Genomic DNA, 24310 nt, shown 5'->3' with positions numbered 1-24310 from the left:
CATGCCTCGTAAAGGTCCTGTTTCCAAACGTGACGTGTTACCAGATCCACTTTATAATTCAAAATTAGTAACTCGTTTAATCAACAAAATGATGATTGATGGTAAAAGAGGTACTTCTCAAAAGATTTTATACGGAGCTTTCGAATTAGTTCAAGAGCGTTCGGGTCAAAATGCTTTAGAAGTATTTGAAGCTGCATTAAACAACGTAATGCCTGTACTAGAAGTACGTGCTCGTCGTGTTGGTGGTTCTAACTACCAAGTACCAGTAGAAGTTCGTCCAGAACGTCGTACAACTTTAGGTTTACGTTATTTAGTAAACTACGCTCGTCTTCGTGGAGAAAAAACGATGGAAGAGCGTTTAGCTAACGAAATCTTAGATGCATCTAACAACACAGGTGCTTCAGTTAAGAAACGTGAAGATATGCACAAAATGGCAGAAGCGAACAAAGCATTCGCTCACTACCGTTGGTAATTTGATCTTTGCTCTAGCATTGCTGGGGCTAAGATTTTTACCATCTATACAGTTAACCCAATATGGAAGGAGAAATTTCCTATGAAACGCGAATTCTCTCTAGAGAATACACGTAATATTGGGATCATGGCTCACATTGATGCTGGTAAAACAACAACTACTGAGCGTATCCTTTATTACACTGGTAAGATTCACAAAATCGGTGAAACTCATGATGGCGGTTCTCAAATGGACTGGATGGAGCAAGAGCAAGAGCGTGGTATCACAATCACTTCTGCTGCAACAACAGCTCAATGGAATGGTCACCGTATTAACATCATCGATACTCCAGGACACGTAGACTTCACTGTTGAAGTTGAACGTTCTTTACGCGTACTTGATGGTGCTGTAACAGTATTAGATGCTCAATCTGGTGTTGAGCCTCAAACTGAAACAGTATGGCGTCAAGCTACAACATACGGAGTTCCTCGTATCGTATTTATCAACAAAATGGATAAAATGGGTGCAGACTTCCTATATTCTGTAGGTACATTACATGAGCGTTTACAAGCTAATGCTCACCCAATCCAATTACCAATCGGTGCTGAAGATGAGTTCCGCGGAATTATCGATTTAATCGAAATGAACGCTACTTTCTACGGTAACGACGAAGGTACAGATTTAACTGTAGGAGAAATCCCTGCAGAATTCATGGATCAAGCTGAAGAGTACCGTGAGAAATTAATCGACGCTGTTGCAAGTGTTGATGAAGAACTTATGGAGAAATACTTAGAAGGCGAAGAAATTACTAAAGAAGAATTAAAAGCGGCAATCCGTAAAGCTACTATCGCGGTAGAGTTCTACCCAGTACTTTGTGGTACAGCATTCAAACACAAAGGTGTTCGTAAAATGCTTGATGCGGCTGTTGATTACCTTCCAGCTCCAACAGATGTAGAAGCTATTAAAGGTACTGACATCGACGGTGACGAAGAAATCATCCGCCATTCTTCTGATGATGAGCCATTCTCAGCTCTTGCATTCAAAGTAATGACAGACCCATTCGTAGGTAAGTTAACATTCTTCCGTGTGTACTCAGGTACATTGGATTCAGGTTCTTACGTACAAAACTCTTCTAAAGGTAAACGTGAGCGTGTAGGTCGTATCCTACAAATGCACGCTAACTCTCGTGAAGAGATTTCAAAAGTATTCGCTGGTGACATCGCTGCTGCTGTAGGTCTTAAAGATACTACAACAGGTGATACTCTATGTGACGAGAAAAACCTTGTTATCTTAGAGTCAATGGAATTCCCAGAGCCAGTAATCTCTCTTTCTGTAGAACCAAAATCTAAAGCTGACCAAGATAAAATGGGTCAAGCTTTACAAAAACTACAAGAAGAAGATCCAACATTCCGTGCTCATACTGACACTGAAACAGGTCAAACAATCATCTCTGGTATGGGTGAACTTCACCTTGATATCTTAGTTGACCGTATGAAACGTGAATTTAAAGTTGAAGCTAACGTGGGTGCTCCAATGGTATCTTACCGTGAAACATTCCGTAGCGAAGCTAAAGTTCAAGGTAAATTCTCTCGTCAATCTGGTGGTCGCGGTCAATACGGTGACGTAACGATCGAGTTCTCTCCAAACGAAGAGGGTAAAGGTTTCGAATTCGAAAACGCTATCGTTGGTGGTGTTGTACCTCGTGAATACATCCCTGCAGTAGAAGCGGGTCTACGTGACTCTCTTGACCGCGGTGTTGTTGCTGGTTACCCACTAATCGACATTAAAGCGAAATTAGTATTCGGTTCTTACCATGACGTTGACTCAAGTGAAATGGCGTTCAAAATCGCTGCATCTATGGCATTAAAAGAAGCAGCTAAAAAATGTAACCCAGTAATCTTAGAGCCAATGATGAAAGTAGAAGTTGTAATTCCAGAAGAGTACCTTGGTGATATTATGGGTAACATTACTGCTCGTCGCGGTCGCGTAGAGGGTATGGAAGCTCGTGGTAACTCTCAAGTAGTACGTTCTATGGTTCCACTATCTGAAATGTTCGGATATGCTACAACTTTACGTTCTGCAACTCAAGGTCGCGGTGTATTCTCTATGACATTTGATCACTATGAAGAAGTACCAAAATCAATTGCAGAAGATATCATCAAAAAAAATAAAGGTGAATAATTGAAATTTCACCTTGCATCAAGTATAAATAATTTGTAAGCTATGATTGACTGACTATAGATGGGGCCCGTTTATAGTCGGCATCTTAGAATAAATAATTTTAAAAAAAATAAAACATATCTCTGAGGAGGCATTTTCTAATGGCTAAAGAAAAATTTGACCGTTCAAAAACGCATGCTAACGTTGGTACAATCGGACACGTTGACCATGGTAAAACAACTTTAACTGCTGCTATCGCAACAGTTCTTTCTAAAAAAATGGGTGGTGCAGCTAAATCTTACGCTGACATCGACAACGCTCCAGAAGAAAAAGAGCGCGGTATCACAATCAATACTTCTCACGTAGAGTATGAAACTGCAACTCGTCACTATGCACACGTTGACTGCCCAGGTCACGCTGACTATGTTAAAAACATGATCACTGGTGCTGCACAAATGGACGGCGGTATCTTAGTAGTATCTGCTGCTGACGGCCCAATGCCACAAACTCGTGAGCACATCTTACTTTCTAAACAAGTAGGTGTTCCTTACTTAGTAGTATTCATGAACAAATGTGATATGGTTGACGACGAAGAATTATTAGAATTAGTAGAAATGGAAATCCGTGACTTACTATCTGAATATGACTTCCCAGGCGACGATGTTCCAGTAATCAAAGGTTCTGCATTAAAAGCTTTAGAAGGCGAAGCAGAATGGGAAGAAAAAATCGTTGAATTAATGGACGCTGTAGATTCTTACATCCCAACTCCAGAACGTCAAACTGACAAACCATTCATGATGCCAGTAGAGGACGTATTCTCTATTACTGGTCGTGGTACAGTAGCAACTGGCCGTGTTGAACGTGGTCAAGTTAAAGTTGGTGACGTTGTAGAAGTTATCGGTATCGAAGAAGAAGCTAAAACTACAACTGTAACTGGTGTAGAAATGTTCCGTAAATTATTAGATTACGCTGAAGCTGGTGACAACATCGGTGCTTTATTACGTGGTATTGCTCGTGAAGATATCCAACGTGGTCAAGTATTAGCTAAACCAGGTTCAATCACTCCACACACTAACTTCAAAGCTGAAGTTTATGTATTATCAAAAGAAGAGGGTGGACGTCACACTCCATTCTTCTCTAACTACCGCCCTCAGTTCTACTTCCGTACAACTGACGTAACTGGTATCTGCATGTTACCAGAAGGCGTAGAAATGGTTATGCCTGGCGATAACATCGAAATGACTGTTGAATTAATCGCTCCAATCGCTTTAGAAGAAGGTACTAAATTCTCTATCCGTGAGGGTGGCCGTACTGTAGGCGCTGGCGTAGTAGCATCTATCCAAAAATAATTTTAGCTAATTGCTAATTTTTTAAAAACACCTTGCAGGGACGCTTGCAAGGTGTTTTTTTTGTACCCTTATAGCGTAAAGGCATAATGTTTATTCAATATATGTATTTCATTTATATATCATGACTCTTGTATAATGAAACGTAAGAACAGGGGATTCTAATTAGTTATTAGAAATGTTCATTTAAAAGGGGGACTTAATAATGACAAATTACGTGCAAGTGGGGAACTTACAAGTAGCGGAAGTATTATTTCAGTTTATTAATGAACAAGTATTACCGAATAGCGGTGTAGAGCAAACGGTATTTTGGGACGGCTTTGATCAGCTAGTTCATGAGCTGGCACCTGAAAATAAGGCATTGCTTGCTAAGCGCGATTCAATGCAGGCACAAATTAATGATTGGCATAAAGGGAATAAGGGGAATTTCCAATTTGCCGATTATAAAGCATTTCTAGAGGAAATCGGTTATGTAGAACCAAAAGTAGAAGAGTTCCAAGTGGAAACTGAAAAAGTTGATGCAGAAATTGCATATCAGGCAGGTCCGCAATTAGTTGTACCTGTAAGCAATGCACGTTATGCGATTAATGCGGCAAATGCACGTTGGGGAAGTTTCTATGATGCACTTTATGGTACAGATGCTATCAGTGATGAAGATGGCGCTGAAGCAGGCAAGGGTTATAATCCGATACGTGGTAACAAAGTAATTGATTATGCGAAAAAGTTTTTAGATCAAGCTGCTCCTTTAACAGCAGCTTCACATAAAGAAGCGACAACTTATAAAATTGCAGAAAGCCAATTAGTAGTGACACTTGCAAATGGTGAAACTACGACACTGACAGAACCTGAAAAGTTAGTGGGCTATCAAGGTACAGCAGAACAGCCAACTGCGATTTTACTGAAAAATAATGATTTACACATTGAAATTCAAATCGACCGCAATCATCCAATCGGAAAAGACGATGCAGCTGGTGTAAAAGATATTTATTTAGAGTCGGCAATTACAACAATTATGGACTGCGAGGACTCGGTAGCGGCAGTAGATGCGGAAGATAAAGTAGAAGTATATGCGAACTGGTTAGGGCTAATGAAAGGCGACTTGTCGGCAACTTTTGAAAAAGGCTCAAAAACGGTAACACGTACATTAAATCCGGACCGTGTATATATGGGAGTTAATGGTGATACGGTAACATTAAACGGCCGTTCACTAATGTTTATCCGTAATGTAGGCCACTTGATGACAAATCCGGCTATTTTAGATAAAGATGGTAGCGAAGTGCCTGAAGGAATAATGGATGGCGTCGTAACGAGCTTAATAGCGAAGCATGAAGTAATCGGTAATGGCCAGTATAAAAACTCTCAAAAAGGTTCTATTTATATTGTAAAACCGAAAATGCACGGTTCAGAGGAAGTAGCATTTGCAAATAAACTATTTGAGCGTGTAGAAGATTTAATCGGGGTGGAACGGTTCACGTTAAAGATCGGTGTTATGGATGAAGAGCGCCGTACATCACTTAACTTAAAAGCATGTATTCGTGAAGTGAAAAACCGTATCGTATTTATTAACACTGGATTCCTGGATCGTACAGGTGATGAAATCCACACATCGATGGAAGCCGGTCCAATGATTCGCAAAGGCGAAATGAAAACATCAACATGGCTAACTTCTTATGAAAAGTCCAATGTCGTTGTTGGATTAAATGCAGGTTTGCAAGGACGTGCACAAATTGGTAAAGGTATGTGGGCAATGCCGGACTTAATGGCGGATATGATTGAACAAAAAATCAATCACCCGAAAGCAGGTGCGAATACTGCATGGGTACCATCGCCAACAGCAGCAACTTTACATGCCACTCATTACCATGAAGTAAATGTAAAAGAGGTTCAAAAAGGTATTGTGACATCAGAAGATTTACAGGATGCGATTTTGGAAATTCCGGTTGCTGCAAACACAGACTGGTCACCGGAAGAAATTCAAAATGAGCTTGATAATAATGTACAAGGAATTCTAGGCTATGTTGTTCGCTGGGTGGAACACGGTGTGGGCTGTTCAAAAGTGCCGGATATTAACGATATCGGCTTAATGGAAGACCGCGCAACATTGCGTATTTCAAGTCAGCATGTTGCAAACTGGCTGCATCATGGTATTTGTACGAAAGAACAAGTAGAGGAATCGTTGAATCGTATGGCAAAAGTGGTAGATGAGCAAAATGCCGAAGATCCGGAATACTCGCCAATGTCAGCAAACTATGAGGATTCTGTAGCTTTCCAAGCGGCAAGCGAATTAATATTTAAAGGTTATGATCAGCCAAATGGCTACACAGAGCCAATTTTACACAAAAAGCGTATTGAAGCTAAAGCAAAGCAAAAAGTAAATGCATAAGGTTTACTAAGTTACTACTATTTCTTTTGAAATAGTAGTCAGATTGTCGACAAAAGGCATCGAGAGCCCGTCTCTCGATGCCTTTTGTCATTTCTTTTATTAAATTAGCTTCTGAAATCCTCTAAAAGAGTCTCCTCTTCGAGGGAATATGCCCTATATTAAGCCCCTTGCCAAGTCCATGTGGCAAGTTTCTTCAAATTCATGGCAGCAAAAGTAAGCATCGCTTGCATGGACAATTTTTTAAGGCCTCTTAGCGTTGTCCATCGCATACCATGCTTCTCTTTCGCATCCGCAAAGACACGTTCAACCGTCTCTTTCCGTTGTGCATAAATGGATTTAATTTCATGATGATGACGAAGATGTTCGGCTTCTTCCAGATAGTCTGCCCAAATATGTCGCTGAATCATTTTTGTATGATTTTTACTTTCAGTACATTGTGCTAGAAATGGGCAATCCGCACAAACCGCTGGATTCGATTTGTATTGGCGATAGCCTTCTTTCGTCGTCGTTGTATAGCGCAACATCTGGTTATTCGGGCAAATATAGCAATCATAATGCTCATCATAGACATACTCATGTTTACGGAAGAAGCCATCTTTCGTTTTTGGTCTTGTATAAGGAAGAACAGGCAACATTTGATTTTCTAACAAAAAGTTCGTAATCGCAGGCGTTTTATAAGCAGCATCCGCAGCAACAGCCACAGGCTTTTTCACACGATGAATGACCTTTTCAACAAGAGGTTGTAGCATATGGCTGTCATGAACATTTCCTGGTGTCACAATTGCCCCTAAAACAAATCCACGTTCATCTGTCGCTGCATGAAATGAATAGGCAAATTGTTTTGTCCGTTCGTCCTTCACATAGTAACCACTTTCAGGGTCCGTTGTGCTCTCTTTGATTTCTTTCCATTCTTCCTTTTCAAACTTCTCCGTTGGAAACGGCTTTTTTCCGTTCTTTTCACGGTCTATGTTTAACTCTTCCTGTAGCTTTTCTTCATAAGCACGTGTCTCTTTTCGAACCATCTTTTTATCAAATTTACGTTTATTCGCACTTGCCTTAATATGTGTAGAATCAATAAAGATATGGTCAGCTGATAATAAACCAGCATCTACAATTTCTTTCAAGATACGATAGAAAATCTGTTCAAATACATCTGTATCCTCAAAACGTCGCGTATAATTTTTCCCAAACGTAGAGAAGTGAGGCACTTCAGTATGAAAACCGAAACCTAAAAACCAACGGTACGCTACATTCGTTTCAATTTCCTTAATCGTTTGACGCATCGAACGAATACCAAAAACATATTGAATCATCGTCATTTTGAATAAAACAACAGGATCAATACTAGGTCTACCGAAAGGTGAATATAAGTTTTCAACTAATGGATATACAAACGAAAAGTCAATGGCTGCATCTAATTTACGAACGAGATGATTTTCTGGGACAAGCTGTTCAATCGTCAACATTTCTAATTGATTACGTTCATTCATTTGGTTTTTAGTCATCATATGGCGACACCTCTTTGATTTAGATAAACTTTATTAGAAAGAATAAATCAAGTTGATTGAAATGGAAGGGGCGACTTCTGCGGGAAAAGCGGGACTGCCGATACACCGCAGGAGCGTAGCGACGAGGAGGATTGGCACCCGCCCGCGAAACGCGTCCCCTGGAATGGAAATCAACGGTTTTTACTAGTTAACTTTATTTTAAAACAAAAAAGACTGTAAGCAAACTCGAATTTCTTCGAGTTTGTCTACAGTCTGACTACTATTTCTTTTGAAATAGTAGTTTTTTTAACATTACAAATTCCGGCATATAAATTTCCCAAGCAATAACGGTTTCCTTACACAGGCGAATGATCAGATTGGCCGTATTATGTAGGGAAACAGATTAAAATGGTTGCCCAGAGATTCTGAAACTTTCTAGGCAACTTTTTTATTGGGAAACAAATTCCCTGGCAAGTTTAATAAATTCCCGTACAGCAAAAGGCAAGTATTTATTTTTCTTCCACGTAACCCCTAATTCAAGATAGATTGCTTCTTCCTGAAAAGGGATGCATTTAATCGAAGTGTATGGAATTTTTTCGGCAAGCTTTTTTGGAAGCAGTGCAATCCCCAGCTTTGCCTGAACCATTTCGATAAATAAATCTTTCTGAGTTGTTTCACAGGCAATTGTAGGGAAGAATCCATGTTTGGAGCATTCTTCGATAATGCGGTCATATAAAATAAAATCTTTCCGGTAAATAATAAAAGTCTCATTTGCTAATTCGCTTAGCTGTATCGTTTCCTTTGCTGCTAAAGGATGGCTTTCATGGACGATTAACATTAAAGGATCTTTTAAAAACCGTATCGTTTCCAAAGATTCGTTCGTGGAAGTCACACTGCATACTAACCCGACATCCAATTCACCTGCTTCAATTTCCTGGCGTATGCGCTTCGTTCCGACTTCCGTCAATAAAATTTCGATATATGGATTAAGCTCTTTATAATAGCTAATCAATTTTGAAAAAAACTCGGCCCCAACGATTGGTGGAATACCGATACGGATTTGGCCTTTCTTTAATTCCATCAAATCCGTTAATTCGGAACGCAGGTTTTGAAATGATTCAAGTACTTGCATCGAATTCACAAGTACGGCCTGACCGGCATCTGTCAGCTCAAGCTGTTTGGATGAACGGTAAAATAACGGTACACCCAGCTCTGACTCAAAGTTTTGGATTGCTTTACTAATAGATGGCTGTGACACATGCAAAGTTGCGGCTGCCTTCGTAAAACTTAAATGCTTGGCTACCTCAACAAAGTATTCGATTTGGCGTAGATCCATTTTTCTTTCCCCACCTCTTTACCTATAATTCCTGTAATTGAATTGATTATAGCAAAGTTTGTAACGGTTGGACTGTTAGTTTTTTGTATAATGGAAGTATATAGAAGGAGTGGTGTTCTTTGAAGGTATTATTAATAGAAGATGATGTCTCCATTTTTGAACTGATAGGTGAACGATTAGCACAATGGAATATACAAGTAATTGGACCGAAAGACTTTCAACATATAATGGTGACTTTTAAAGAAGAAGAGCCTCAGCTTGTTATTATTGATATTCAGTTACCTGCATTTGACGGCTTCCATTGGTGTCGTGAAATAAGGGCGGTATCGAATGTCCCTATTTTATTTCTATCCTCACGCGATCACCCAATGGACATGATTATGGCGATGCAAATGGGAGCGGATGACTTTGTGCAAAAACCTTTCCATACGGAAGTATTAGTCGCAAAAGTACAAGCATTGCTTCGTCGTGCTTATAATTATCAGGAAACGCAGCAAAGTGATATTGAAAAATGGAATGGAGCTGAAATTCATTATGACCGCGCGATTGTTCATTATAAAGATAAACAGGTGGAGTTAACAAAAAATGAGCTGTTTATTTTAAAAGTGCTGGTCAAGGCGAAAGGACAAATCGTGTCCCGGGATGAACTAATGCGTAAATTATGGGACGATGAGCGCTTCGTAAACGACAACACATTAACGGTCAATGTAAACCGCTTACGCCAACGTTTAGAGGATATAGGGCTTATCAATGTCATAATGACAAAAAAAGGCCTTGGCTATTTGGCGGTGGATGCATGATCCGCTTGTTTATAAGACAATATATATCCGCCATTCTATTTATTATACTACTTCAGCTGCTAATGAATTTAATATTATTTCTCGATACAGGATTTCAAAATGTTTCCCTGCTTTATTTAAACATTATCTGGTTTACGCTAGTAGCCGGTTATTTCAGTTTACGTTATATGAAAGACAGGAAATTGATGAAGCCGTATGCGAAGTTTAGTGGAACTTACTATGACGTTATTCATGAAGATTATAAAGAGCAGCTTGCTGATAAAAATACAAAAATACAGGAACAGAAGCTAATCGTACTAGAAAGGCAGGATGAGCTTTTGGCATGGGTGCATGAAATGAAATCCCCATTAACGGCAATGCAGCTGTTATTAGAAAAAGTAGGGAAAAGCGAAGTAAAGGAACGCATCGAAAATGAATGGCTGCGCCTTTATTTATTATTAGACCAGCAGCTTCATGCAACACGTCTTATGACGATTGAACTTGATAACCGAATAGAAAAAGTAAAGGTGAAGGATGTACTTATTCAAGAAATTAAAGCATTGCGCAGCTGGTGTTTTGAAAAGCAAATTGCCATTGATCTGGAAGTGGACGATCTGTCTGTACAATCAGACGCAAAGTGGCTGGCTTTTATCGTAAGGCAAATTTTATCGAATGCGGTTAAGTATAGTGATGTCGGGGGAGAAATCAGAATATCTGCTCATACAGTGAATGAACAGGCAGTTCTCATTATTCAAGATGACGGAATCGGTATAAAGCGTGAAGATTTACCGCGTGTGTTCCGGAAATCCTACACTGGAACAATTGGTCGTGAAACGAGCGCTGCTACAGGAATGGGGCTGTACCTCGCTAAACAGGCGGCACAATCTCTGCATATTCTTCTGGACATTGAATCAACAGAAGGGGTAGGTACTTCTGTAAAAATTACTTTCCCTAAAGTGAATGAATATCAAAAAACGCTTGGAATGTGACGAACTTGTCACTTACCACGCGTTTTTGTCATGTAAATCAAACGATTCCTATGAACGGAACATGTAGAATGAAAGTAACAAGAAGGGATGGGAAACAATGAGCATTTTAATCGCACGTAAAGTTCGAAAAACATATGGTAAGCGCTCGCTTGCACAGGAAGTATTAAAGGGCATAGATTTGGAAGTGGAAAAAGGCGAATTTGTCGGCATTATGGGTGCTTCTGGTTCGGGAAAAACAACATTATTAAATGTACTCTGTTCCATTGACCAAGTGACAGACGGATTTGTCGAAATTAATGGGCAAAAGCTTCAAGGGATGAAAGAGCGTACATTAGCAAAGTTTAGACGTGATGAACTCGGCTTCATCTTCCAGGACTATAATTTACTTGATACATTGACGGTAAAGGAAAATATTCTACTGCCATTATCGCTTAGTTCCATTCCAAAAGCAGCGGCAGAAAAACGTTTACAGGAGCTTGTATCGATTTTAGGGATTCCAGATATTTTAGCGAAATACCCGAATGAAATTTCCGGGGGTCAAAAGCAGCGTACATCTGCAGCTAGAGCTCTAATATCCAATCCTTCACTTGTTTTTGCAGATGAGCCAACAGGAGCACTTGATTCAAAAGCCGCAACTGCACTGCTCGATAATTTAGCAAAAATCAATAAAGCAAAAAATGCAACGATCATGATGGTTACACATGATGCCATTGCCGCTAGTTTCTGTTCCCGTGTACTGTTTTTAAAAGACGGTCAAATTTATACGGAACTGTATAAGGGCGATAAATCACGCAATGAGTTTTTCCAGCAAATTTTGAATACGCAAAGTGTTTTAGGCGGTGAGCAGAGTGAAGCTTAGTCAGCTCGTTATTAAAAGCATGATAAAAAATATGCGTCACTATTACTTATACTTTTTCGCACTTATTTTCAGTGTGACGCTGTTTTTCTCATTTGTGACACTGCAGTATAATGAGTCGGTTATTGAAGCGACAAAAGCGAGCGGAACGGCAGCTTCAGGATTTGAAGCAGCATCGTATATGCTGTATTTTATCGTACTGTTCTTCGTACTGTATGCCAACCACTTATTTATTAAGCGCCGCAGCAAGGAAATTGGGTTGTATCAATTGGTCGGCATGACAAAAGGGCTCGTGACACGTCTGATTGCCTTTGAAAACATCCTGTTATTTGCTGGTGCGGTAAGCGTCGGAATTTTATTAGGTTTTTTAAGTTCACGTCTATTTGCGATGATTTTACTGAAGCTATTAAAATTTGAAGAGGTTGTCACATTGAGTATTAGTAAAGTGGCAGTTGTGAATACTTTAATTGTATTTGGCATTCTGTTAGTAATCATTTTAGTGCAAATGGCATTTATGGTATACAGAACAACATTGCTTTCGTTATTTAATGCATCCAAACAGGCAGACGAGCGTGTAAAACGCTTTAGTATATTCCCTATGGTGATGGGTGCAATTGGATTAGCATTAATTATTTATGGCTACTATGAGAGTACGTTATTATTTTCAGGGCATACAACAAACTTATTTTTAAGTATGGTCATTATTTTAGCGACAACAATCGGCGGGACTTACTTTGTATTCCGCTATTCCGTTGCATTCATATTAAATCTGTTCCGTTTAAGAAAGAATGGGCATTTAAATTTAACAGATGTTCTGGCGCTTACACCAATTATGCACCGAATGAAGGGCAATGCTAAATCTCTTACACTCATTACTGTTATTACAGCAGTGTCTCTTGCAATTACTACACTTTCCTACATTAGCTATTATTCAGCAAATAGTACGGCGGAAAACTCAATACCGGCAGATTATATAATAGTAGATGGACGTGAAGAGGCATTCATTGAAGCGCTAGAGGAGAATGAAATTGCATTTGATGAAAAGACATTTAGACTAACAAGCGCACAGTTTGATATGACAGACTTCTTTTCTGGTGAAATAGTAGATATGCTTCAAGGTAATACATTAGCGGATGTGTTAATGATTCCGCTTTCGGACTACCAACAGCTTGACTCAGATGTAAAGCTTTCAGAGGGCGAAGCAATTATTGCAGGATATAACGGCATTCAGGCAAAGATAATGCCGCTTGAAGCACCTTTGGATTTAACATTTTTGCACCAAGAACACCAATTTCCTTTAAAAGTTAAGGAAGTAAATGATACATCGGTTTTAGCATGGCGCATTACGGCAGGTGGCTTTGTTGTTATCGTTGAAGATACGGTTTTTGAACAGTTACAGCAACTAAATAAAGAACATCCAATTGGCTATACAACAAAAGAGCAAACATCGATTAACTTGATTGATGCCGATGATGAAACATATCAAAATGTAGAAAAACTATATAAACAAACAGGTGCCAATATAATGTATGAAGATGGTGATGCAAACCGAGGAGTAAATAAACTGAGTTCTCAACGATCAACTGTCGAATACAATTTAAATCTTTACGGGACAACCATATTTACTACTGCGTTTCTAGGTTTAGCTTTTTTACTGGCAACGGGCAGCATTTTATACTTTAAGCAAATGTCTGAAGCAGATGAAGAGATGGAATCCTATAAGATTCTTCGTAAAATCGGTTTTACACAAGAGGAATTAACGCGCGGTATAATGATGAAACAGTTATTTAACTTTGGTGTACCGTTACTGATCGGACTGTTGCACAGCTACTTTGCAGTGAAATCCGGTTGGTTTTTATTCGGTACAGAATTGACAACGCCTCTACTTGTAACAATGGCATTATATATCGTCATGTATATTATATTTGCTGCATTAACAATCAATTATTACAGAAAAATAATAAAACAGGCTTTATAATACTTCAAACCGTCAATTTTCTCTTATTTGACGGTTTTATTTTATCCAAATCCGTTGACTCACGTTCAATTTTCTTGTAACTTTAACACATTAGTAATTTAGCAGACGAAAGTGAAGTGTACAACATGAATGCTGTTTTAATAGCGGTAGGGGTTATGCTTATTTTAAGCCTACTGCGTATAAATGTAGTTTTATCCCTGTCGGTGGGTGCAATTATTGGCGGCCTTGCCGGCGGATTAGATATAACAGAAACAATCAATGCCTTTGTAGACGGTCTTGGCGGGGGTGCAACCATTGCGCTAAGCTATGCACTTCTTGGTGGATTTGCACTAGCAATATCTCGTACTGGTATACCTGAAGTGTTAGTAAAAGCAATTTTAAAAATTGTACAGCGGGAAGGCGACTCTCAAAAGAAAGGCGCTGCCAAAGCATTAATCTTCTTAGTATTGCTGGCAATGGCAATCATGTCGCAAAACTTGATTCCGGTGCATATCGCATTTATTCCTTTAATCGTACCTCCAATGATCAAAATTATGAACATGCTGCAAATTGACCGCCGTTTAATCGCATGTATTTTAACGTTCGGTTTAGTTATGCCTTATATGTTCATACCTGCCGGGTTCGGTTTAATCTATCAGGGTATTATTGTCGATCAAATGGCCCTAGCAGGGTTAGATGTTGCTTTGAGTGATGTTCCTAAGGCAATGGCTATTGTAGCGCTAGGGATGGCTGTAGGGCTTGTAGGAGCTTTTGTTGCCTACCGTAAACCAAGGCAATATGAAAATATTGAATTGGAAACAACGAACGACTTGAATAAAGAAGTTAATACATTGCACATTATTTTTGCTGCAGTAGCATTAATCGCTTCTATAGTAGTACAAGTAATGACGGATTCAATGATTGTCGGGTCGATTGCCGGTATTATCATTTTATATATTACAGGCGCACTAAAAGTAAAAGAAGCAGATAAAGTTCTATCGGATGGAATGCGTATGATGGCATTTGTCGGGTTCGTTATGATTTCAGCAAATGGGTTTTCCGCTGTTATTAATGCGACAGGAGATGTTGAAACACTAGTATCAGGTGCAATGGACATCTTTAACGGGAATGTAAGTATAGCAGTTTTAATTATGTTAATAGTCGGTTTGATTGTCACAATGGGGATTGGTTCTTCATTTGCAACGATTCCTATCATTGCAGCAATCTTTGTTCCGATTGCAATTGAAATGGGACTAAGTGAATTAGCTATTATCTGTTTAATTGGAACAGCGGGTGTACTCGGTGATGCTGGCTCCCCTGCATCCGATTCTACATTAGGTCCGACAGCAGGTCTAAATGTTGATGGACAGCACAATCATATTTGGGACACATGTGTACCGACATTTATCTTCTATAATATTCCGCAGATTATTTTCGGCTGGATTGCAGTCGTTTTCTTCCTATAATATTGTCGTCGCTTTCAGCATACAGAAAGCGGCGATTTTTTCATTTTCTGAACCATTAGTTTTCAGAATAATATATTTAAAGCATATTACTCCCTTTTCAGTTGCTTTCATCGTCAGAAACTTATATACTAGAAAACGGCTCAAAAAGAGCGAACCTATTTATAAAGAATAAAACATTATGAAAAGAATTTTGCTAAAAGACTTGCGAACTTCTTTTTTATTGTATATAATGTTGAATGTTGGTCTTTGACTGCGATGAAGCGAGAGGTTGCCGACACACCCGGCCGCTTTGCCATGGCGGTGTGTAGGAGAAATTTTCGTGGAGAATGTCTAGAAAATAGGCGAGAAGGAGGGAAAGTAATGGCAAAACAAAAAATTCGTATTCGTTTAAAAGCATATGATCACCGTATCCTTGATCAATCTGCTGAGAAAATCGTTGAAACTGCGAAACGTTCAGGTGCTGGAGTATCGGGTCCGATCCCACTACCAACTGAAAGATCTGTATACACGATCTTACGTGCGGTTCATAAGTACAAAGATTCTCGTGAGCAATTTGAAATGCGCACACATAAACGTCTTATCGACATCGTTAACCCGACACCACAAACTGTTGATGCGTTAATGAAGCTTGATTTACCATCTGGCGTTGATATCGAAATCAAACTTTAATGGTAAAAACAAATATAAAACTTTTTCTAAAATTTACAGGAGGTGTGACAAATGACTAAAGGAATCTTAGGTAGAAAAATTGGTATGACTCAAGTTTTCGCTGAAAACGGAGATCTTATCCCAGTAACAGTAATCGAAGCTACTCCAAACGTAGTTTTACAAAAGAAATCTGTTGAAACTGATGGCTACGAAGCGATCCAATTAGGTTTTGAAGATAAGCGCGTTAAGCTTTCAAACAAACCTGAACAAGGTCACGTAGCAAAAGCAAATACTGCTCCTAAGCGCTTCATCCGTGAGTTCCGCAACTTAGAAGCTGCGACTTACGAAGTTGGTCAAGAAGTCAAGGTTGAAATTTTCGCTGAAGGCGATGTAATCGATGTAACAGGTGTAACAAAAGGTAAAGGTTTCCAAGGTGTTATTAAACGTCATGGTCAATCTCGCGGTCCTATGTCTCACGGTTCTCGTTACCACCGTCGTCCTGGTTCAATGGGTCCAGTTGCCCCGAACCGCGTATTCAAACAAAAGAAATTACCTGGTCAAATGGGTGGCACAGTTGTTACTATTCAAAACCTTGAAATCGTTAAGGTTGACGTAGAGCGCAACTTACTACTTGTTAAAGGTAATGTTCCTGGTTCTAAAAAAGCATTAGTAACAGTTAAAACTGCTATTAAATCAAAATAATTCTCTTAAAGAAAGGAGGAAACAGGAATGACAAAGGTTTCAGTACTTAGTCAAACAGGTGCTTCAGTTGGTGAAATCGAATTAAACGATGCGATTTTCGGAATCGAGCCAAACGAAGCTGTATTATTCGACGCTGTAGTTGCACAACGTGCTTCTTTACGTCAAGGTAATCACAAAGTTAAAAACCGTTCTGCAGTTGCTGGTGGTGGTCGTAAACCATGGCGTCAAAAAGGAACTGGTCGTGCTCGTCAAGGTTCGATCCGCTCTCCACAATGGCGTGGTGGTGGTGTTGTATTCGGTCCTACTCCACGTAGCTACGCTTACAAACTACCTAAGAAAGTTCGTCGCTTAGCAATTAAGTCTGCTTTATCTGCGAAAGTATTAGAGCAAAACTTAGTAGTACTTGATGCATTATCATTTGATGCACCAAAAACAAAAGATTTCAAATCAGTATTAGCTGCTTTAGAAATCAGCAAAAAAGCATTATTCGTAACTGCTGAAGTTAACGAAAACGCTATTTTATCTGCTCGTAACATCCCTGGTGTTACAGTGTTAACAGCTGAAGGAATCAACGTATTAGACCTATTAGGTCACGATAAAGTTGTATTCACTCAAGATGCTGTAAAAAAAGTTGAGGAGGTGCTTGGATAATGGAAGCACGTGATATCTTAAAACGTCCGGTCATTACTGAGCGTTCTTCAGAAATTATGGCAGAGAAAAAGTATACTTTCGAAGTAGACACTCGCGCTAACAAAACTCAAGTTAAAGACGCTGTTGAAGAAATCTTCGGTGTTAAAGTTGAGAAAGTAAACGTAATGAACTACAAAGGTAAGTTCAAACGCGTTGGTAAATTCGGTGGATACACTAACAAACGTCGTAAAGCGATTGTTAAATTAACTGCTGATTCAAAAGAAATCGAGTTATTCGAAATCTAATTCTAAATTTATATAAGTAACCTTAAAGAAGGAGGGAATACAAATGGCGATTAAAAAGTATAAGCCAACCTCAAATGGTCGTCGTAACATGACATCATCTGACTTTGCTGAAATCACTACTAATAAACCTGAAAAGTCTTTATTAGAACCGACTAAACGCAAAGCTGGTCGTAACAACCAGGGTAAAATTACTGTTCGTCATCACGGTGGCGGTCACAAGAAACAATACCGTGTTATCGATTTTAAACGTCTTAAAGACGGCATTCCAGGACGCGTTGCTACAATCGAGTACGATCCAAACCGTTCTGCGAACATCGCTTTAATTAACTATGCTGACGGTGAAAAACGTTACATCCTAGCTCCGAAAGGTCTTGAAGTAGGTCAAACTATTTATTCAGGTCCAGAAGCGGATATCAAAGTAGGTAACGCATTACCATTAGCAAACATTCCAATGGGTACAACAATCCATAACATCGAAATGAAACCTGGTAAAGGTGGACAATTAGTACGTTCAGCTGGTACTTCTGCGCAAGTATTAGGTCGTGAAGGTAAGTACGTAATCGTTCGTTTACAATCTGGTGAAGTACGTTTAATCCTTGCTACTTGCCGTGCAACAATCGGTCAAGTTGGTAACGAGCAACACGAACTTATCAACATCGGTAAAGCAGGTCGTTCTCGTTGGTTAGGTAAACGCCCAACAGTACGTGGTTCTGTAATGAACCCTAACGATCACCCACACGGTGGTGGTGAAGGACGTTCTCCAATCGGACGTAAATCTCCAATGACACCATGGGGCAAACCAGCTCTTGGTTACAAAACTCGTAGCAAGAAAAATAAATCATCTAAATTTATTATTCGTGGACGTAAAAAATAATGTGGTAAAACTACGGTTCAGTTCGAGAGCCGTGGTCGTATCACGGAGGGAGGTTCCTAAATGGGTCGCAGCTTAAAGAAAGGACCTTTTGTTGATGACCACCTAATGAAAAAGGTGGAAGCACAAGAGGCTTCTGAGAAAAAACAGGTTATTAAAACTTGGTCTCGCCGTTCTACTATCTTCCCAAACTTCATCGGTTTAACAATCGCTGTATATGATGGACGTAAACACGTTCCTGTATACGTAACTGAAGATATGGTAGGTCATAAACTTGGTGAGTTCGCACCAACTCGTACTTATAAAGGTCACGGTGCAGATGACAAGAAAACAAGACGCTAATTTTGAGAGGAGGTAAATCCTAATGACACAAGCTAAAGCTATCGCTCGTACAGTTCGTATCGCTCCTCGTAAAGTACGTCTAGTAGTAGACTTAATCCGAGGCAAGCAAATTGGTGAAGCAGTTGCAATTTTACGTCATACTCCAAAAGCGGCGTCTCCAGTCGTTGAGAAAGTATTAAAATCTGCAGTTGCTAACGCTGAACATAACTATGAGTTAGATGTTAATAACTTAGTTGTATCTGAAATCTTTGTTGATGAAGGTCCAACATTAAAACGTTTCCGTCCACGTGCACAAGGTCGTGCGTCGGCAATCAACAAACGTACTAGCCACATTACAATCGTGGTATCTGAGAAGAAGGAGGTTTAATCCGTGGGTCAAAAAGTACATCCAATAGGACTACGTGTTGGTGTTATTCGTGACTGGGAGTCAAAGTGGTTCGCTGAGAAAGACTACGCTAACTTATTACACGAAGACATCAAAGTACGTAAATATATCGAAACTAAACTTAAAGATGCATCTGTATCTAAAGTAGAGATCGAACGCGCTGCAAATCGCGTAAACATCACTATTCACACTGCGAAACCAGGTATGGTTATCGGTAAAGGTGGTACGGAAGTAGAAAACTTACGTAAACACTTAACTGAAGTAACTGGTAAACGTGTGCATATCAACATTATTGAAATCAAACGTGCAGATCTTGACGCTAAATTAGTAGCTGAAAACATCGCTCGTCAACTTGAGAACCGCGTATCATTCCGTCGTGCTCAAAAACAATCAATCCAACGCACAATGCGCGCTGGTGCAAAAGGTATTAAAACACAAGTATCTGGTCGTTTAGGTGGCGCTGATATCGCGCGTGCTGAACACTATAGTGAAGGAACTGTTCCGCTTCATACATTACGTGCTGACATTGATTATGCACATGCTGAAGCTGATACTACTTACGGTAAACTAGGCGTTAAAGTTTGGATCTACCGTGGTGAAGTCCTTCCTACTAAAAAGAACTCTGTGGAAGGAGGCAAATAATATGTTATTACCTAAACGCGTAAAATATCGTCGTGAACACCGTGGTAACATGCGCGGAGAAGCGAAAGGCGGTAAAGAAGTATCTTTCGGTGAGTGGGGCTTACAAGCTACTACAGCATCATGGATTACAAACCGTCAAATCGAATCTGCTCGTATCGCAATGACTCGTTACATGAAACGTGGCGGTAAAGTTTGGATCAAAATCTTCCCACATAAGCCTTACACGAAAAAGCCTCTAGAAGTCCGCATGGGTTCTGGTAAAGGTTCTCCTGAAGGTTGGGTAGCAGTAGTAAAACCAGGAAAAGTAATGTTCGAAATTGCTGGTGTATCTGAAGAGGTAGCACGCGAAGCACTTCGTTTAGCATCACACAAACTTCCTGTTAAATGTAAGATCGTAAAACGTCAAGAAACTGGTGGTGAATCTAATGAAAGCTAATGAAATCCGTGACCTTGCCACTTCTGAAATCGAATTAAAAGTGAAATCACTGAAAGAAGAGCTTTTCAACCTTCGCTTCCAATTGGCGACTGGTCAATTAGAAAACACAGCTCGCATCCGTGAAGTTCGCAAAGCGATCGCACGTATGAAAACTGTGATTCGTGAAAGAGAAATCAGTGCAAATAACTGATAAAGGAGGGTTTTAAGTATGACTGAGCGTAACCAACGCAAAGTTTACACGGGCCGTGTTGTTTCTGACAAAATGGATAAAACAATTACTGTTTTAGTTGAAACTCACAAAAAGCACAAGCTTTATGGCAAGCGTGTAAAATACTCGAAAAAGTTTAAAGCTCATGATGAGCAAAACACTGCGAATATCGGTGATATCGTACGTATCATGGAAACTCGCCCGCTATCAGCTACTAAACGCTTCCGTTTAGTTGAAGTTGTAGAAAAAGCGGTTATTATTTAATAACACATTTCGGAATAAAATATATTTCCGAAGGGAGGTAACCTAAGTGATTCAACAAGAAAGTCGTATGAAAGTTGCTGACAACTCAGGTGCACGTGAAGTTTTAACTATTAAAGTACTTGGTGGTTCTGGACGTAAAACTGCAAACATCGGTGATATCGTTGTTTGTACGGTTAAGAAAGCAACACCAGGTGGCGTTGTCAAGAAAGGTGACGTTGTTAAGGCTGTTATCGTTCGCACAAAATCAGGTGCTCGTCGTAAAGACGGTACTTACATTAAATTTGATGAGAATGCTTGCGTAATTATCAAAGATGATAAATCACCACGCGGAACTCGTATTTTCGGACCAGTTGCACGTGAATTACGTGATGGCAACTTCATGAAAATCGTTTCTTTAGCTCCAGAAGTTCTTTAATTTCATGACAGTACCAATCAAGGAGGTGCGACACATAATGCATGTTAAAAAGGGCGATAAAGTAAAAGTAATTACTGGTAAAGATAAAGGTAAAGAAGGCGTAATCTTAGCAGCTTTCCCTAAACAAGACCGCGTTCTTGTTGAAGGTGTAAACATCGTTAAGAAACACGTTAAACCTAACCAACTTAACCCACAAGGTGGAATTGTATCTCAAGAAGCTGCAATCCACGTTTCGAACGTAATGCTAATCGATCCTAAATCTGGCGAGCCGACTCGTGTAGGTTATGAGATCAAAGATGGCAAAAAAGTTCGTGTTGCAAAAAAATCAGGTGTAGTAATCGACTAATAAGTAAATTGAGAAGGGAGGTACACACATGAGCCGCCTAAAAGAAAAGTATTTAAACGAAGTTTCACCTGCTCTTATGAGCAAGTTCGAATATAAATCAGTGATGCAAGTTCCTAAAGTGGAGAAAATCGTAATCAACATGGGTGTTGGTGACGCTGTTCAAAACTCAAAAGCTCTTGATGTTGCTGTTGAAGAATTAACAACAATTACTGGTCAAAAACCAGTAGTAACTAAAGCTAAAAAATCTATCGCAGGTTTCCGTTTACGTGAAGGTCAAGCGATCGGTGCTAAAGTTACATTACGCGGTGAGCGTATGTATGAATTCCTGGATAAATTAATCTCTATCGCACTTCCACGTGTACGTGACTTCCGTGGTGTTTCTAAAAAAGCATTCGACGGTCGCGGTAACTATACATTAGGTGTTAAAGAGCAACTAATTTTCCCAGAAATCGATTACGATAAAGTTTCAAAAGTACGCGGTATGGACATCGTGATCGTAACTACTGCGAATTCTGACGAAGAAGCTCGCGAGTTATTAACACAGTTCGGTATGCCGTTCCAAAAGTAATTTAAACAAGGAGGGCGAAAAACTTGGCTAAAAAGGCAATGGTTGTTAAACAACAACGCAAACAAAAGTTCAAAGTACAAGAATATACACGCTGTGAACGCTGTGGCCGTCCACACTCTGTATACCGCAAATTTAAACTTTGCCGTATTTGTTTCCGTGAACTTGCATATAAGGGACAAATTCCTGGCGTTAAAAAAGCCAGCTGGTAATCCCCTAATTTGGGAAGGAGGTAAATTTTCATGACAATGACTGATCCGATTGCAGATATGCTTACACGCATTCGTAATGCGAACATGGTGCGTCACGAGAAGTTAGAAGTTCCTGCTTCTAACGTAAAGAAAGAGATCGCTGAAATTTTAAAGCGTGAAGGTTTCGTACGTGATGTAGAATATGTAGAAGACAACAAGCAAGGTATCATCCGTATTTTCTTAAAATACGGTAAAGATAACGAGCGTGTTATCACTGGTCTAAAACGTATTTCTAAACCAGGTTTACGTGTATATGCTAAAACAAACGAAGTACCTAAAGTATTAAACGGTCTTGGTATCGCTTTAGTATCTACTTCAAACGGTTTATTAACTGACAAAGAAGCTCGCGCTAAACAAGTTGGCGGAGAGATCTTAGCATACATTTGGTAATTAGTAAGAAAAGAACGGAGGTGCAATATAAATGTCTCGCGTAGGTAAAAAAGTTATCGAGGTACCTGCTGGCGTAACAATCGAAGTCGCTGCTGACAACGTTGTTACTGTTAAAGGTCCTAAAGGCGAATTAACTCGTCAATTCAACCAAGATATGAAAATCGAGCAAGAAGGCAACACACTTTCAGTTGTTCGTCCTTCTGAATCTAAAGAACACCGTACAAACCACGGTACAACTCGTGCGTTACTAGCTAACATGGTAACAGGTGTTTCTGAAGGCTTCACTCGTACTCTAGAACTTGTCGGTGTAGGTTACCGTGCACAGTTACAAGGTACTAAGCTTGTACTAAACGTTGGTTACTCTCACCCAGTTGAGTTTACACCTGAGCAAGGATTAGAGGTCGAAGTTCCTTCGAACACGAAGATCATCGTTAAAGGTATTTCTAAAGAGCGTGTTGGTGCATTAGCATCTAACATCCGTGACGTACGTCCACCAGAGCCTTATAAAGGTAAAGGGATCCGTTACGAAGGTGAATTCGTTCGCCGTAAAGAAGGTAAAACAGGTAAATAATGCGGCATAAAACCGCATTAAATTTTGAAAGGAGTGACCACTGTGATTACGAAACAAGATAAAAATCAAGTTCGTAAAAAACGTCATGGGCGTGTTCGTTCTAAAATTTCGGGTACTGCACAACGTCCACGTTTAAACGTATTCCGTTCTAACAAGAACATTTATGCACAACTAATCGATGACGTAGCTGGCGTAACTTTAGTTTCTGCTAATACTCAAGAAAAAGCTTTCGAAGGTATGGGCGCAAACGTAGAAGCTGCTGCTAAAATCGGTGAAACAATCGCTAAACGCGCTGCTGAAAAAAATATTACTACAGTAGTATTTGACCGTAGCGGTTACTTATATCACGGACGTGTAAAAGCTTTAGCAGAAGCTGCACGTGAAAACGGCTTAGAATTTTAATAAGAAGGAGGGACATACTTCATGAGTCGCATTGACGCAAACAAATTAGAACTTGAAGAACGCGTAGTTACAATTAACCGTGTTGCTAAAGTTGTTAAAGGTGGTCGTCGCTTCCGCTTCTCTGCTCTAGTAGTAGTAGGAGATAAAAATGGTCATGTAGGATTTGGTACTGGTAAAGCCCAAGAGGTTCCAGATGCAATCCGTAAGGCTGTTGAAGACGCGAAGAAAAACTTAATCGAAGTACCACGCGTGGGTGGAACTACTCCACACTTAGTGCAAGGTCGCTTCGGTGCAGGTTCAATCTTAATCAAACCTGCAGCTCCTGGTACAGGAGTTATCGCTGGTGGTCCAGTACGTGCTGTACTTGAACTAGCTGGTATTACTGATATTCTTTCAAAATCTCTTGGTTCAAACACACCAATCAACATGGTGCGTGCAACTGTAGCAGGTTTAACTGAATTAAAACGTGTAGAAGAAGTTGCAAAACTACGCGGTAAATCAGTGGAAGAGTTATTAGGATAAGGGGGGGAATTATAATGGCTAAATTACAAATTACCCTTAATAAATCTGTCATCGGTACTAAACCTAACCAACGCAAAGTTGTTGAGGCTTTAGGATTACGTAAATTAAACCAAACTGTGGAACAAGCTGATAACGCTGCAATCCGCGGTATGATTACAAAAGTAGCTCACTTAGTTACTGTTAAAGAAATTTAATTTCAATTATA

General features: G+C 39.7%; 31 protein-coding genes. 29 read left to right on the top strand and 2 right to left on the bottom strand.

Annotated elements, in window-relative coordinates; all coding sequences use genetic code 11:
- Position 1: 1 nt before the first annotated feature.
- The 4 genes from rpsG (at position 2) to B5473_RS02440 (ending at position 6340) form a co-directional block, all read left to right on the top strand.
- A complete protein-coding gene (gene rpsG, locus B5473_RS02455; RefSeq protein WP_008406982.1) occupies positions 2-472 on the top strand; it encodes a 30S ribosomal protein S7 in 471 nt (156 codons plus the stop codon).
- Positions 473-553: 81 nt separating this feature from the next.
- The gene (gene fusA / locus B5473_RS02450; RefSeq protein WP_079523495.1) at positions 554-2632 is read left to right on the top strand and encodes an elongation factor G; all 2079 of its coding nucleotides are present in this window, start codon (positions 554-556) and stop codon (positions 2630-2632) included.
- A gap of 140 nt (positions 2633-2772) precedes the next feature.
- Positions 2773-3960 carry an elongation factor Tu gene (gene tuf, locus B5473_RS02445; RefSeq protein WP_079523494.1) on the top strand — a complete coding sequence of 396 codons (1188 nt, stop codon included), beginning with the start codon at positions 2773-2775 and terminating at the stop codon, positions 3958-3960.
- A gap of 202 nt (positions 3961-4162) precedes the next feature.
- A complete protein-coding gene (locus B5473_RS02440; protein WP_079523493.1) occupies positions 4163-6340 on the top strand; it encodes a malate synthase G in 2178 nt (725 codons plus the stop codon).
- 158 nt (positions 6341-6498) lie between these two features.
- Here B5473_RS02440 and B5473_RS02435 read toward each other — a convergent pair whose 3' ends face one another.
- Both B5473_RS02435 and B5473_RS02430 read right to left on the bottom strand, forming a co-directional pair.
- Positions 6499-7848, bottom strand: a complete 1350-nt coding sequence (locus B5473_RS02435) for an IS1182 family transposase (protein WP_079523492.1) — start codon at positions 7846-7848, stop codon at positions 6499-6501.
- 427 nt (positions 7849-8275) lie between these two features.
- Entirely contained in the window at positions 8276-9163 is an 888-nt protein-coding gene (locus B5473_RS02430; protein WP_079523491.1) for a LysR family transcriptional regulator, read from the bottom strand.
- A 119-nt stretch (positions 9164-9282) separates the two neighbouring features.
- On the opposite strand from B5473_RS02430, the gene B5473_RS02425 reads away from it, so the two are divergent.
- From B5473_RS02425 to rpmD, 25 genes are all read left to right on the top strand, one after another.
- Positions 9283-9963, top strand: coding sequence for a response regulator transcription factor (locus tag B5473_RS02425; protein WP_079523490.1), 681 nt, complete (start codon positions 9283-9285; stop codon positions 9961-9963).
- A gap of 62 nt (positions 9964-10025) precedes the next feature.
- On the top strand, positions 10026-10931 hold the full coding sequence (locus B5473_RS02420) for a sensor histidine kinase (RefSeq protein WP_254865222.1): 906 nt from the start codon (positions 10026-10028) through the stop codon (positions 10929-10931).
- A gap of 97 nt (positions 10932-11028) precedes the next feature.
- Entirely contained in the window at positions 11029-11790 is a 762-nt protein-coding gene (locus B5473_RS02415) for an ABC transporter ATP-binding protein (RefSeq protein ID WP_079523488.1), read from the top strand.
- Positions 11780-13765, top strand: coding sequence for an FtsX-like permease family protein (locus tag B5473_RS02410; RefSeq protein WP_079523487.1), 1986 nt, complete (start codon positions 11780-11782; stop codon positions 13763-13765). Before B5473_RS02415 ends, B5473_RS02410 begins: the two co-directional genes overlap by 11 nt.
- A gap of 125 nt (positions 13766-13890) precedes the next feature.
- Complete coding sequence (locus B5473_RS02405; protein WP_079523486.1) at positions 13891-15210, top strand: Na+/H+ antiporter family protein; 1320 nt, start codon at positions 13891-13893, stop codon at positions 15208-15210.
- Positions 15211-15570: 360 nt separating this feature from the next.
- Entirely contained in the window at positions 15571-15879 is a 309-nt protein-coding gene (gene rpsJ / locus B5473_RS02400; RefSeq protein ID WP_008406970.1) for a 30S ribosomal protein S10, read from the top strand.
- A gap of 51 nt (positions 15880-15930) precedes the next feature.
- Entirely contained in the window at positions 15931-16560 is a 630-nt protein-coding gene (gene rplC, locus B5473_RS02395) for a 50S ribosomal protein L3 (protein WP_008406969.1), read from the top strand.
- Positions 16561-16587: 27 nt separating this feature from the next.
- A complete protein-coding gene (gene rplD, locus B5473_RS02390; RefSeq protein WP_079523485.1) occupies positions 16588-17211 on the top strand; it encodes a 50S ribosomal protein L4 in 624 nt (207 codons plus the stop codon).
- Positions 17211-17495 carry a 50S ribosomal protein L23 gene (rplW, locus tag B5473_RS02385; protein WP_008406966.1) on the top strand — a complete coding sequence of 95 codons (285 nt, stop codon included), beginning with the start codon at positions 17211-17213 and terminating at the stop codon, positions 17493-17495. The genes rplD and rplW overlap by 1 nt, the downstream gene beginning before the upstream one ends.
- 43 nt (positions 17496-17538) lie before the next feature.
- Positions 17539-18369 carry a 50S ribosomal protein L2 gene (rplB, locus tag B5473_RS02380; RefSeq protein WP_008406964.1) on the top strand — a complete coding sequence of 277 codons (831 nt, stop codon included), beginning with the start codon at positions 17539-17541 and terminating at the stop codon, positions 18367-18369.
- A 60-nt stretch (positions 18370-18429) separates the two neighbouring features.
- On the top strand, positions 18430-18708 hold the full coding sequence (rpsS, locus tag B5473_RS02375; protein ID WP_004233637.1) for a 30S ribosomal protein S19: 279 nt from the start codon (positions 18430-18432) through the stop codon (positions 18706-18708).
- Positions 18709-18730: 22 nt separating this feature from the next.
- A complete protein-coding gene (gene rplV / locus B5473_RS02370; RefSeq protein ID WP_008406963.1) occupies positions 18731-19075 on the top strand; it encodes a 50S ribosomal protein L22 in 345 nt (114 codons plus the stop codon).
- A gap of 3 nt (positions 19076-19078) precedes the next feature.
- Positions 19079-19735, top strand: a complete 657-nt coding sequence (gene rpsC / locus B5473_RS02365) for a 30S ribosomal protein S3 (RefSeq protein ID WP_008406961.1) — start codon at positions 19079-19081, stop codon at positions 19733-19735.
- A 1-nt stretch (position 19736) separates the two neighbouring features.
- Entirely contained in the window at positions 19737-20171 is a 435-nt protein-coding gene (gene rplP / locus B5473_RS02360; protein WP_079523484.1) for a 50S ribosomal protein L16, read from the top strand.
- Entirely contained in the window at positions 20161-20361 is a 201-nt protein-coding gene (gene rpmC, locus B5473_RS02355; protein ID WP_004233646.1) for a 50S ribosomal protein L29, read from the top strand. Before rplP ends, rpmC begins: the two co-directional genes overlap by 11 nt.
- Before the next feature lie 18 nt (positions 20362-20379).
- Complete coding sequence (gene rpsQ / locus B5473_RS02350; RefSeq protein ID WP_079523483.1) at positions 20380-20643, top strand: 30S ribosomal protein S17; 264 nt, start codon at positions 20380-20382, stop codon at positions 20641-20643.
- A gap of 46 nt (positions 20644-20689) precedes the next feature.
- Positions 20690-21058, top strand: a complete 369-nt coding sequence (rplN, locus tag B5473_RS02345) for a 50S ribosomal protein L14 (protein WP_008406955.1) — start codon at positions 20690-20692, stop codon at positions 21056-21058.
- Positions 21059-21095: 37 nt separating this feature from the next.
- Positions 21096-21404, top strand: a complete 309-nt coding sequence (gene rplX, locus B5473_RS02340) for a 50S ribosomal protein L24 (RefSeq protein WP_057986278.1) — start codon at positions 21096-21098, stop codon at positions 21402-21404.
- Positions 21405-21432: 28 nt separating this feature from the next.
- Positions 21433-21972 carry a 50S ribosomal protein L5 gene (rplE, locus tag B5473_RS02335; RefSeq protein ID WP_079523482.1) on the top strand — a complete coding sequence of 180 codons (540 nt, stop codon included), beginning with the start codon at positions 21433-21435 and terminating at the stop codon, positions 21970-21972.
- A 23-nt stretch (positions 21973-21995) separates the two neighbouring features.
- Positions 21996-22181 (top strand): type Z 30S ribosomal protein S14, encoded by a 186-nt coding sequence (locus B5473_RS02330; protein ID WP_079523481.1) that lies wholly within the window; start codon positions 21996-21998, stop codon positions 22179-22181.
- 30 nt (positions 22182-22211) lie between these two features.
- Positions 22212-22610: a 30S ribosomal protein S8 gene (gene rpsH / locus B5473_RS02325; protein WP_079523480.1), complete on the top strand. Its 399-nt coding sequence runs from the start codon at positions 22212-22214 to the stop codon at positions 22608-22610.
- A gap of 31 nt (positions 22611-22641) precedes the next feature.
- Positions 22642-23181: a 50S ribosomal protein L6 gene (gene rplF, locus B5473_RS02320; RefSeq protein ID WP_079523479.1), complete on the top strand. Its 540-nt coding sequence runs from the start codon at positions 22642-22644 to the stop codon at positions 23179-23181.
- A 42-nt stretch (positions 23182-23223) separates the two neighbouring features.
- Complete coding sequence (rplR, locus tag B5473_RS02315) at positions 23224-23583, top strand: 50S ribosomal protein L18 (RefSeq protein ID WP_008406944.1); 360 nt, start codon at positions 23224-23226, stop codon at positions 23581-23583.
- 21 nt (positions 23584-23604) lie between these two features.
- Positions 23605-24105 carry a 30S ribosomal protein S5 gene (gene rpsE / locus B5473_RS02310; protein ID WP_008406937.1) on the top strand — a complete coding sequence of 167 codons (501 nt, stop codon included), beginning with the start codon at positions 23605-23607 and terminating at the stop codon, positions 24103-24105.
- 14 nt (positions 24106-24119) lie between these two features.
- Positions 24120-24299, top strand: a complete 180-nt coding sequence (gene rpmD, locus B5473_RS02305; protein WP_008406936.1) for a 50S ribosomal protein L30 — start codon at positions 24120-24122, stop codon at positions 24297-24299.
- Positions 24300-24310: the final 11 nt, after the last annotated feature.

Origin of the sequence: Solibacillus isronensis, assembly GCF_900168685.1 — a bacterium.
Classification (GTDB): Bacteria; Bacillota; Bacilli; order Bacillales_A; family Planococcaceae; genus Solibacillus; species Solibacillus isronensis_A.
This window is presented reverse-complemented; position numbering and strand designations above follow the sequence as displayed.